Below are 9643 nucleotides of genomic sequence, written 5' to 3'. Positions count from 1 at the left end.
CAGGACTTCGTCCTTCCTCAACCACCGGTGGGCCGGGAGGCGACCGCAACCACCCGCCCGCCGTACCCGCGTTGTCAGCCTGTCGGCGCGCAACCCGGAACGGCCCGCAGCCCACCTGAGGGAGGGCGGTTGGGCTGCGGGGGTTTCGAGACAGGCGCCAGAGCGCCTTCCTCAACCACCGGTGGCCTGGTCCCGTGGCCGGCCTGCCGGCGCGCAACCCGGAACGGCCCGCAGCCCACGTGAGGGAGGGCGGTCGGGTCGCGGCGGACGCCGGCGGCCGCCCTACGAGCTGATCGGTCTGCAAGGTTTCCTCAAGTTCGGTGCGGCGCCCTTGTGCGTGCCGCACACCGTGACAGCATCGAACGAAGGGCTCGCAACCCGCACACGAGAAGTCCGGGGGGACTCGATGCGAACAGTTCTGCATGCCATCGCCATGTCATTGGTCGTGCTGGCCGCCACGGTCGCCACGCAGATGCAGGTCAACGACGTGGACCACGCCGTCAACCACCTGAACAACGACGAGCAGGCGGTGATCCAGCCGGCGGACAGCAGCACGTCCGGACGCTGACCGACGTACGGCGCGTTCGGTGCCGCGCCGTACCGTCGGGGGCATGACTGCTCGACCGACCGTCGCCCTGCTGGGCACCGGCACCATGGGTGCCGGCATGGCCCGCAACATCGCCGCCGCCGGACTGCCACTGCGCATCTGGAACCGCACGCCCGAGAAGGCCCGACCCCTGGCCGACGTGGCCACCGTGGCGGAGACCGTCGCCGACGCCGTCGCCGGGGCCGACATCGTCGTCACGATGCTCTTCGACCGGGAGTCCGTGGCGGCGACGATCGCCGAGGCCGGCGAGGCGTTGGCCAGCGGCGCGCTCTGGATCCAGTCGTCGACCGTCGGCGTCGAGGGCACCGAGGAGCTGGCTCGGCTGGCGAGCGACCTGGGCCTGGCCTACGTCGACGCCCCGGTGCTCGGGACGAAGAAGCCCGCGGACGACGGTGCCCTCGTCGTGCTGGCGTCCGGCCCGGACGAGACCCGCGAGCGGGCCCAGCCGGTCTTCGACGCGATCGGCAGCCGCACCCTCTGGGTCGGCGCCGGGCTCGAGGCGTCCCGGCTCAAGCTGGTGGCCAACGCCTGGGTGTTCACCGTCGTGGAGGGCGTCGCGGAGTCACTGGCGCTGGCGCGCGACCTCGGCGTCGACCCGCGGCTCTTCCTCGATGCCGTGAAGGGCGGCGCGCTCGACGCGCCGTACGTCCAGCTCAAGGGCGCGGCGATGCTCGACGGCGAGCTCGCGCCGGCGTTCCGCCTCGAGGGTGCGCTCAAGGACGTCGACCTGATCCTGGCCGCGGCAGCGGGCGCCGGCGTCGACCTCGGGCTGATGCCCGGCATCCGTGCGCACTTCGCCCGTGCGGTCGACGCGGGCGACGGCGACCTCGACATGGCGGCCACCTACCGGACGCACTGAGGTCCGACGGCTCAGAGAGACGTCATCACGCCGACCGACTCCGGCGCGAAGTGCGGGAAGACCGCCGCGGTCGAGGCGCCGAAGCGAGCCGACACGATCTCGGCCAGCACGCTGCGGTAGTCGGTCGTCACCAGCAGGTCGGAGTCGACGTCGTCGGTCAGCGGCGTCCACGTGCCGTAGTAGCGGCCGCCCTTGACGCCTGCGCCGGCGACGAGCATGACGTTGCCGTAGCCGTGGTCGAGACCGTTGCTCGCGTTCTCGACGACCCGCCGGCCGAACTCGCTGATCGTCACGAGGGTGACCTTCGCGGCCTGGGTGCCGAGGTCGCCGAAGAACGCGGCGACCGAGCCGGCGAGGTCCTGGGCGTTGTCGCTCATCCAGCCGTTCTCGACCGAGCCCATGTCGGAGTGCATGTCCCAGTCGCCCTGGTCGACGGTGATCACCTCGACTCCGACATCGCCGCGGATGACCCGGGCTACCTCGGAGAGCGCGCGGCCGAGGTCGGAGTCCGGGTAGGAGTCCTGGTTGTCCACGGACTCCTTCACCGGCGCGAAGTCGTCGAGCGCGCCGAACATGGAGCGCATCGCGGTGCCGAGGGGCCCACTCTCGCGGTCCCACAGCGTGTGCAGCGACGAGCGGCGCCCCTTGGTGACGTCCCACTTGTCGTCGCCGGGGATCTCGACCGAGTCGATGCTGCCGGCGGACATGACGGGCTGCGCGCCGTACAACGAGGTCGGGACGACGCCACCGGCCGCGTTGAAGCCCTGGAGCGGTGAGGTCGAGGCGTCGGTGCCGATCAGCCGGTTGAGCCAGCCACTGCGCTTCGTCGAGCCCGGGTCGGCGTCCTCCACCTCCTCCATCGCCGAGAAGTGCGAGCGGTTCGGCGCCGGGAGCCCGGTCGCCTGCACGGCGGCGAGCCTGCCGGCGGTCCACAGCGGCAGCAGCGGCGCCAGCTGGGGATGCAGGCCGAACATGCCGTCCTTGGCCAGCAGCCGGTCCGACGGCACGGCGATGCGCGGGCGGGCGTCGTAGTAGACCGGGTCGCCGTGCGGGACGACGAGCGAGAGCCCGTCGGCGGCGCCACGCAGGGACAGGACGACGAGCACGGACGGCGCCGAGGTCAGGGCGGCAGCCGAGGTCGTGATCGCGGCGGAGCCGACGATCGTCGTGGCGCCGACGAGGGCGACCGAGCCGCCCAGGAACGAGCGGCGGGAGAGGCGGGCGAACTCGTCGCAGCAGGGGTTCCTGGTCATCGCGGTCACCGGGTGAGGAAGGCGGGGGAGTCGAGGAAGGTGGTCAGCAGGCGGTACCAGTTCCACTTCACGACACCGTGGTCGCGGGTGATCCTCTCGTGCGGCCGCACGTCCACTGCCTGGCAGCAGGCCTCGAGCAGCTGGGCGGTCGAACGGCGGTGCAAGATCACCTGCGACAGGTGGTCGACGAGCAGGTCGAACCGGATCGGGTAGCGCGGCACCCACCAGCCGACGGGGCGGTAGGTGGCACCGGTCCTCGGCCACCAGCCGCCCGCCATGTTGATGTGGATCGACATCGACGAGAGCATCCGCGACGGCGACGCCCAGGCGTCGTTGTCGATCGGCTGCCCGTCGGGCCGAGGCCAATCGAACGGCTTGGTGCCGATGTCGTCGGCCTGCCAGAGGATCTGGTTGGCAGCGTGGGAGTCGCCGGCGTCCCCCTGGGGCGGCCTGGCGATCCGGATGTCGAGGGCGCGGTACGCGGCGACGACGTCCTCGCCGGGGTCGCGGACCTTGGCGCCGACCGCGGCCTTGAACTCCGCCGACCGCACGAGTGCGCTCAGCACGGGCCGGATCTCGGTGTCGTGGTCGAGGTAGACCTGCGCGAGCTGGTCGACGAGGGAGTCGGAGGGCGTGTCGCTGACGAACTTCACCGCGAGCTTGCGCGCCACCCGGCGAGCCGTTGCCGGGTGGTGGGCGAGGTAGGTGAGGTACTTCTGGGTCACCGCGCGCCCGTCGGCGTCGCCGTTCGGGTGCGTGAAGTCGATGACCTCCACCGGGCCCGTCCAGTGCCACTGCTTGCGGTAGACCGGGTCGAAGGTCCTCCACATGTCGGCGCTCCAGCCGGTGAGGATGCGGGCGGAGCTCTTCACGTCGTCCTCGTCGTACTCGCCGCGTCCGACGGTGTGCAGCTCGAGCAGCTCGCGACCGAGGTTCTCGTTCGGGTGCTCGGCGGAGGAGCTCACGTTGTCGAGGTTGATCAGCATCGCCGGGTGGGTGATCACGGCGTGGAGCAGGTCGTCGAAGCGGCCGAGCGCGCCCGCGCGGATCGTGTCGCCGTACTGGGTGCGCCAGAACCACGCCGAGTCGTTGTAGACCGGCACGTTGAAGTGGTTCTCCCAGAGCTCGGTGACCGTCTCGAGCACCTGGCGCTTGGACTGGATGCGGCGCAGCAGCACCCAGCGCTGGTAGTCGGCCATCACCTCCCAGCCGCCCTCGATGTCGTCGCGCTGACGTCGCCAGATCTCGGTCGCGCTCCGGGAGAGGCCGGACCACCACGACCGGAGCTCGTCGGCACGCTCGTCACCGATCGCACCGGCGTCGAGCTGGGCGTCGAACCACGCCAGGGGGCCCCCGGCGCGACGGACGTCCGCGGCGAGCTCCGGCGTCACGCCGTACGAGAAGCGGCCGACGAGGTGCCGGCCGGCCGGCGACAGCAGCCGGTCGCCCCGGTAGTGGGCGGGGGTGTACGACGTCGCGGCGCCTGCGGGACCGGCGAGGGTCACGGCGGTGCCGGTGGCGGCCGCGCCGCCGAGGACGGTGCGGCGGGACGCGCGAGCGGTGCTGGTGGGCATGCGGGCGGCTCTCCCAGTCGTCGCGGTACCCGGTGGCTTCCCGAGAAGGAAGGGTGGTCCGCGGTCGGGGACAGCCTATGCGGACCGGCCGTGCCGGGGCGGGACATTCCCCGAATCCCCTGCGGGGGCGCATCCCGGTACAGTTCGCGAGACCAATCCCGCACCGTGAGGACTCGACGCTCCGCCCATGGACGGCTCTCAAAGTCCCCCGCTCTCCCCGCCTGACCTGCTCGGCCGCGGAGAGCACCGATGACCGCGTGGCTGCTGCTGGCCGCAGCGATCCTCCTGATCCTCGCCTGTGGCGTGTTCGTCGCGGCCGAGTTCTCCTTCGTCACCGTCGACCGCACCAAGGTCGAGCAGGCCGCCGCGGCGGGTGACGCCGCCGCGCGCGGCCTCCAGGAGGCGCTGCGCACGCTCTCCACCCAGCTCTCCGGAGCGCAGGTCGGCATCACCATCACCAACCTCGCGATCGGCTATCTGGCCGAGCCGGCGATCTCCGACCTCATCGACGGCCCGCTCAGGAGCGCCGGTGTGCCCGACGGTGCGATCACCCCGGTCGCGGTCGGCGTCGGCCTGACCCTGGGCACCATCCTCACGATGATCTTCGGCGAGCTCGTCCCGAAGAACCTCGCCCTGGCCAAGCCGATGGAGGTCGCCCGGGCCACGCAGCGGTTCCAGCGGACGTTCACGGCCGTCAACCGGGTGCCGATCCGGTTCCTCAACGGGTCGGCGAACGCCGCCGTACGCCGCCTGGGCATCGAGCCGCAGGAGGAGCTGCGCTCGGCGCGGAGCTCCACCGAGCTCGCGTCCCTCATCCAGCGCTCGGCGCACCTCGGCACGCTCGACGTCGAGACCGCCGAGCTGATGGAGCGGTCGGTGGAGTTCGGCTCCCGGACGGCCGGCGAGATCATGACGCCGCGCGTCCGGTGCAACTGTCTCCACGTCAACGACCGGGCGAGCGCCGTGATCGAGCGGACCCGCGAGACCGGCAACTCCCGTTTCCCCGTGCTCGACGACGGCGAGAACGTCGTCGGCACGGTGCACGTCAAGCACGCGGTCGCGCTGCCGGTCCCGGAGCGCTCGACCACCAAGGTCAAGCACCTGATGGCCAAGCCCATCGTCGTGCCCGACTCACTGCGTCTCGACCCGCTGTTGGCGCTGCTGCGCACCGACGGCTTCCAGCTGGCCGTCGTGATGGACGAGTACGGCGGGTTCGCGGGCATCGTGACGCTCGAGGACGTCGTCGAGGAGATCGTCGGCGACATCGCCGACGAGCACGACCGGCTGAGCACCAACGCCCGGCTGCAGCGCGATGGCAGCTGGTCGTTGTCGGGCATGCTGCGCCCCGACGAGGTCGAGGACCTCACCGGGATCGAGCTGCCCGACCACGAGGACTACGACACGATCGCGGGCCTGGTGCTCCAGGTGCTCGGGAAGATCCCGGAGGTCGGCGACCTCGCGGAGGTGTCCGTGCCGGACCGCTCCGACCCGGACGAGCCGCGCGAGCAGCTGGCCGTCCTCACCGTCGACCGGATGGACGGGCTGCGCATCGACCGGCTCACCCTGCGCCTGCTCGACGGCACCAACGCGTCCGACGACCCGTCGGAGTCCCGCGACACGGGGGAGGAGCGATGAACAGCGGCACCGCGGTCGCGCTCGCGATCCTGCTCCTGCTCGGCAACGCGTTCTTCGTCGCTGCGGAGTTCGCCCTCGTCTCGGCTCGTCGTACCCAGATCGAGCCGCGCGCCGAGGCCGGGTCCCGGATGGCGAAGACCACGATCAAGGCGATGGAGAACATCTCCCTGGTCATCGGTGTCAACCAGCTCGGCATCACGGTCTGCTCCCTGGTCCTGGGTGCCGTCGGCGAGCCCGCCGTCGCCCACCTGGTCGAGCCCGGGCTGCACGCCCTCCACCTGCCCGAGGGCGCCCTCCACCCGGTCTCGTTCGTGATCGCGCTCGCGGTGGTCGTCTACCTGCACGTCGTGCTCGGCGAGATGATCCCGAAGAACATCGCGCTCGCCGGGCCCGACCGCGCCGCCCTGGTGCTCGGCCCGCCGATCTGGGCCATCGTCACCGTGCTGCGCCCGGTGGTGGTCGTGATCAACGCGCTCGCCTCGGTGATCCTGCGCCTGCTCGGCGCCAAGCTCACCGACGAGGTCAGCTCGACCTTCACCCGCGAGGAGGTCGCCGCGCTGGTCGAGGAGTCGCGGGGCGAGGGCCTGCTCGAGGCCGACGAGTACGACCGCCTGGCCGGTGCGCTCGGCTTCACCGAGAAGACCGTCACCGCGGTCCTGATGCCGCCCGAGAGCCTCACCACGGTGCGCCGCGGGTCGACCGGGGCCGACGTCGAGGCGCTGTGCGCCGCGACCGGCTTCAGCCGCTTCCCGGTGGTCTCCGACGACGGGGAGCTGCTCGGCTACCTGCACATCAAGGACGTGCTCGAGCCCGACGAGGAGCGCCGCGAGCGGCCCATCGACGACAAGTGGATCCGGCCGTTCGCGCCGGTCACCGCCGACGAGCCGCTGCACGACGCGCTCGAGACGCTCCAGCGGCGTGGCGCCCACATGGCGCGGGTGGTCGACGACGCGGGGGTCACGCTCGGGCTGGTCACCCTGGAGGACGTCATCGAGGAGCTGGTCGGCGAGATCCGCGACGCGGCACACCTCGAGGACTCGGTCTGAGGTCGACCCGGCCGATAGGGTGTGCTCGGCAACAGCCCCCGGACATCATCGAAGTGCAGGGAATCAGTGGCGGACGACTCGACGCGCAGTCGCGTGTGGACGGTGCCCAACCTGCTCAGCATGATCCGGCTGGCCGGGGTGCCCGTCTTCCTCTGGCTGATCCTCGGGCCCGAGGCCGACGGCTGGGCGCTGGCGCTGCTCATGGTCTCGGGCATCACCGACTTCCTCGACGGCTTCCTGGCCCGCAAGCTCGGTCAGACCTCCACGCTGGGCCAGATCCTCGACCCGGTCGCCGACCGGCTCTACATCCTGGCCGTCGTCGTCGGGCTGGCGCTGCGCGAGGTCATCCCGTGGTGGGTGGCGCTCTCGCTGCCGCTGCGCGACCTCCTGCTGTGGGGGCTGGTCCCGCTGCTGCGCACCCGCGGCTACAGCGCGCTCCCGGTGCACTTCCTCGGCAAGGCCGCGACCTTCAACCTGCTCTACGCCTTCCCGCTGCTGCTCCTCGGCGACGGCGACGGCACGGTGGCGACCCTGGCCAACGTCTTCGGCTGGGCGTTCGCGATCTGGGGCATCGGCCTCTACTGGTGGGCGGGCGTCCTCTACGCGTGGCAGGTGCGGACCCTGCTCGCCACCACCGAACGGCGGGCGGCGGCCACCGATGCCTGAGCCCACGCTGGAGCAGCTCCGGCACCAGGACCGGGTCAGCACGCCGCTGCTCACCCTGATCACCCAGCAGTCGTTGGACGAGGACTACCTCCACGTCGCGGCGCGCAAGGCCGCCGAGCGCGCCGCCACCGGCGGCGACGGCCCGCGCCGCAGCCGGCCTCACCGGACCGCGGCAGTCGTGGTCGCCGCGTTCGGCCTGCTGGTGACCGTCGCGGCGCTGCAGACGTCCGCCCGCGCCGGTGTGGACGACGCGGGCCGGGCCAGCCTGGTCAGCCGGATCGACGAGAGCCGCGACGACGTCGCCGAGCTCCAGCGCCAGATCGTGAAGCTCCGTGAGCTCAACGTCGGGCTCCAGGACAACCTCGACGAGGTGACGTCCTCCGAGCAGGCCGCCCAGAACCGGAAGGTGCGGCTCGGGGCCGTCAGCGGCTTCCGGGCCGTCTCCGGTCCCGGCATCCGGATCACCGTCGACGACGACCCGAGCGGCATCCCGGGCGGCGAGGTCAAGGACTCCGACCTCGCGCTGCTGGTCAACGGGCTGTGGCGCGCCGGCGCCGAGGCGATCTCGATCAACGGGATGCGGCTCACCTCGCGCTCCGCGATCCGCAACTCCGGGATCGTGATCCGGGTGAACTTCCAGGCGCTGTCGCCGCCGTACGTCGTCGCGGCGATCGGCGACAAGGACACCCTGCAGGGCAGGCTCCTCGACACGGCGAGCGGCCGGCAGTTCTTCGACCTCCCCAACCAGGTCGGGATCGTGGTCGACATGGACAATGTGGACCAGCTGTCCCTCCCGGCCGCGCCGAGCAGGCTCCTGCGGCTCCGCTCAGCGGTCCAGGGCACGGCCCAACAGAACCTGAACCAGCCGCAGAAGGAGACAGAGCCGTGATCGCCGCACTCGGGCTGCTGGTCGGGATCGTGCTGGGCGTCGTGTTCCAGCCCGACGTGCCCCTGGGCCTCGAGCCCTACCTCCCGATCGCGGTCGTGGCCGCTCTCGACGCCGTGTTCGGTGGCCTGCGCGCCTACCTCGACGGGATCTTCGACGACAAGGTCTTCGTGGTCTCGTTCGTCAGCAACGTCGTGATCGCGGCCGGCATCGTCTATCTCGGCGACAAGCTCGGCGTCGGCGGGCAGCTGTCGACCGGCGTGATCGTCGTCCTCGGGATCCGGATCTTCTCCAACGTCGCCGCGATCCGGAGACACCTGTTCCATGCCTGACGACCTCGAGGACGACCACGGCGGCGCCGAGGCGACGCCCGAGCGGCAGCCGTCGGGGCGGGACCGCCTGCGGCGCGCGTTCCTGCGGCCGTCGCGCGGCCAGCTCGTGGTCGCCGTGCTGCTCGCGCTGGTGGGCTTCGCCTCGATCACCCAGGTGCGCTTCAACGAGGTCGACAACACCTACGGCAGCCTGCGCGAGCAGGACCTGATCGACGTGCTCAACGGCCTCGCCGGGACCACGCAGCGCGCCGAGGCCGAGATCGCCCGGCTCCAGCACACCCGCGACGACCTGCAGTCGAGCACCGGAGCCCGCGAGGCGGCCCTCGCCCAGGCTCAGGACGAGGCCGAGACCCTGGCCATCCTGGCCGGGCTGGTGCCGGTCACCGGTCCCGGGATCCGGGTGACGATCACCGAGGGCGACACCGCCGTCGACATCAACACGGTGGTCGACATGATCCAGGAGCTCCGCACCGCCGGGGCCGAGGCGATCCAGATCAACGGCGAGGTGCGCGTGGTCGCGAGCACGTCGTTCGCGGACGGGGTCGGCGGCATCCTGGTCGGCGACCAGCTGGTGTCCTCGCCGTACGTCGTGGACGTCATCGGCGAGCCGCACCTGCTCGCCGAGTCGGGCATCGACTTCCCGAAGGGGCCGCGCGACCAGTTCGAGGAGGGCGGCGCGACGGTCGAGGTCGACGAGCTCCCGTCGCTCGACATCGAGAGCGTCGTCGAGCCCGAGCGACCGGAGTACGCACTCCCGAACACGTCGCAGTAGCCTCACGGCTGGT

At 71.6% G+C, this 9643-nt stretch carries 10 protein-coding genes; 8 read left to right on the top strand and 2 right to left on the bottom strand.

Features of this window, described 5'->3' with window-relative positions:
* The first annotated feature begins 406 nt into the window (after positions 1-406).
* Both PD653B2_RS24735 and PD653B2_RS03725 read left to right on the top strand, forming a co-directional pair.
* Entirely contained in the window at positions 407-568 is a 162-nt protein-coding gene (locus PD653B2_RS24735) for a hypothetical protein (RefSeq protein ID WP_165763312.1), read from the top strand.
* Between the two features lie 19 nt (positions 569-587).
* Positions 588-1466, top strand: coding sequence for an NAD(P)-dependent oxidoreductase (locus PD653B2_RS03725; protein WP_345775739.1), 879 nt, complete (start codon positions 588-590; stop codon positions 1464-1466).
* Positions 1467-1477: 11 nt separating this feature from the next.
* Here the strand turns inward: PD653B2_RS03725 and PD653B2_RS03720 are convergent, their stop codons facing one another.
* Positions 1478-2719 carry a DUF1501 domain-containing protein gene (locus tag PD653B2_RS03720; RefSeq protein WP_133058892.1) on the bottom strand — a complete coding sequence of 414 codons (1242 nt, stop codon included), beginning with the start codon at positions 2717-2719 and terminating at the stop codon, positions 1478-1480.
* Between the two features lie 5 nt (positions 2720-2724).
* The gene (locus PD653B2_RS03715; RefSeq protein ID WP_085870977.1) at positions 2725-4293 is read right to left on the bottom strand and encodes a DUF1800 family protein; all 1569 of its coding nucleotides are present in this window, start codon (positions 4291-4293) and stop codon (positions 2725-2727) included.
* Positions 4294-4542: 249 nt separating this feature from the next.
* Here PD653B2_RS03715 and PD653B2_RS03710 point away from each other — a divergent pair, with 249 nt between their 5' ends.
* From PD653B2_RS03710 to PD653B2_RS03685, 6 genes are all read left to right on the top strand, one after another.
* Positions 4543-5928 (top strand): hemolysin family protein, encoded by a 1386-nt coding sequence (locus PD653B2_RS03710; protein WP_085870976.1) that lies wholly within the window; start codon positions 4543-4545, stop codon positions 5926-5928.
* Positions 5925-6974 (top strand): hemolysin family protein, encoded by a 1050-nt coding sequence (locus tag PD653B2_RS03705; protein WP_085870975.1) that lies wholly within the window; start codon positions 5925-5927, stop codon positions 6972-6974. Before PD653B2_RS03710 ends, PD653B2_RS03705 begins: the two co-directional genes overlap by 4 nt.
* Before the next feature lie 66 nt (positions 6975-7040).
* A complete protein-coding gene (locus tag PD653B2_RS03700; RefSeq protein WP_085870974.1) occupies positions 7041-7640 on the top strand; it encodes a CDP-alcohol phosphatidyltransferase family protein in 600 nt (199 codons plus the stop codon).
* Positions 7633-8529 (top strand): DUF881 domain-containing protein, encoded by an 897-nt coding sequence (locus tag PD653B2_RS03695; RefSeq protein WP_085870973.1) that lies wholly within the window; start codon positions 7633-7635, stop codon positions 8527-8529. The genes PD653B2_RS03700 and PD653B2_RS03695 overlap by 8 nt, the downstream gene beginning before the upstream one ends.
* Positions 8526-8858: a small basic family protein gene (locus tag PD653B2_RS03690; protein ID WP_085870972.1), complete on the top strand. Its 333-nt coding sequence runs from the start codon at positions 8526-8528 to the stop codon at positions 8856-8858. The genes PD653B2_RS03695 and PD653B2_RS03690 overlap by 4 nt, the downstream gene beginning before the upstream one ends.
* Positions 8851-9630 (top strand): DUF881 domain-containing protein, encoded by a 780-nt coding sequence (locus tag PD653B2_RS03685; protein ID WP_085870971.1) that lies wholly within the window; start codon positions 8851-8853, stop codon positions 9628-9630. The genes PD653B2_RS03690 and PD653B2_RS03685 overlap by 8 nt, the downstream gene beginning before the upstream one ends.
* Positions 9631-9643 lie beyond the last annotated feature (13 nt).

This window comes from Nocardioides sp. PD653-B2, assembly GCF_002117935.1.
Taxonomy (GTDB): Bacteria; Actinomycetota; Actinomycetes; order Propionibacteriales; family Nocardioidaceae; genus Nocardioides.
Note: the sequence above shows the minus strand (reverse complement) of the source record. Positions and strands in the feature narration are given on the sequence as shown.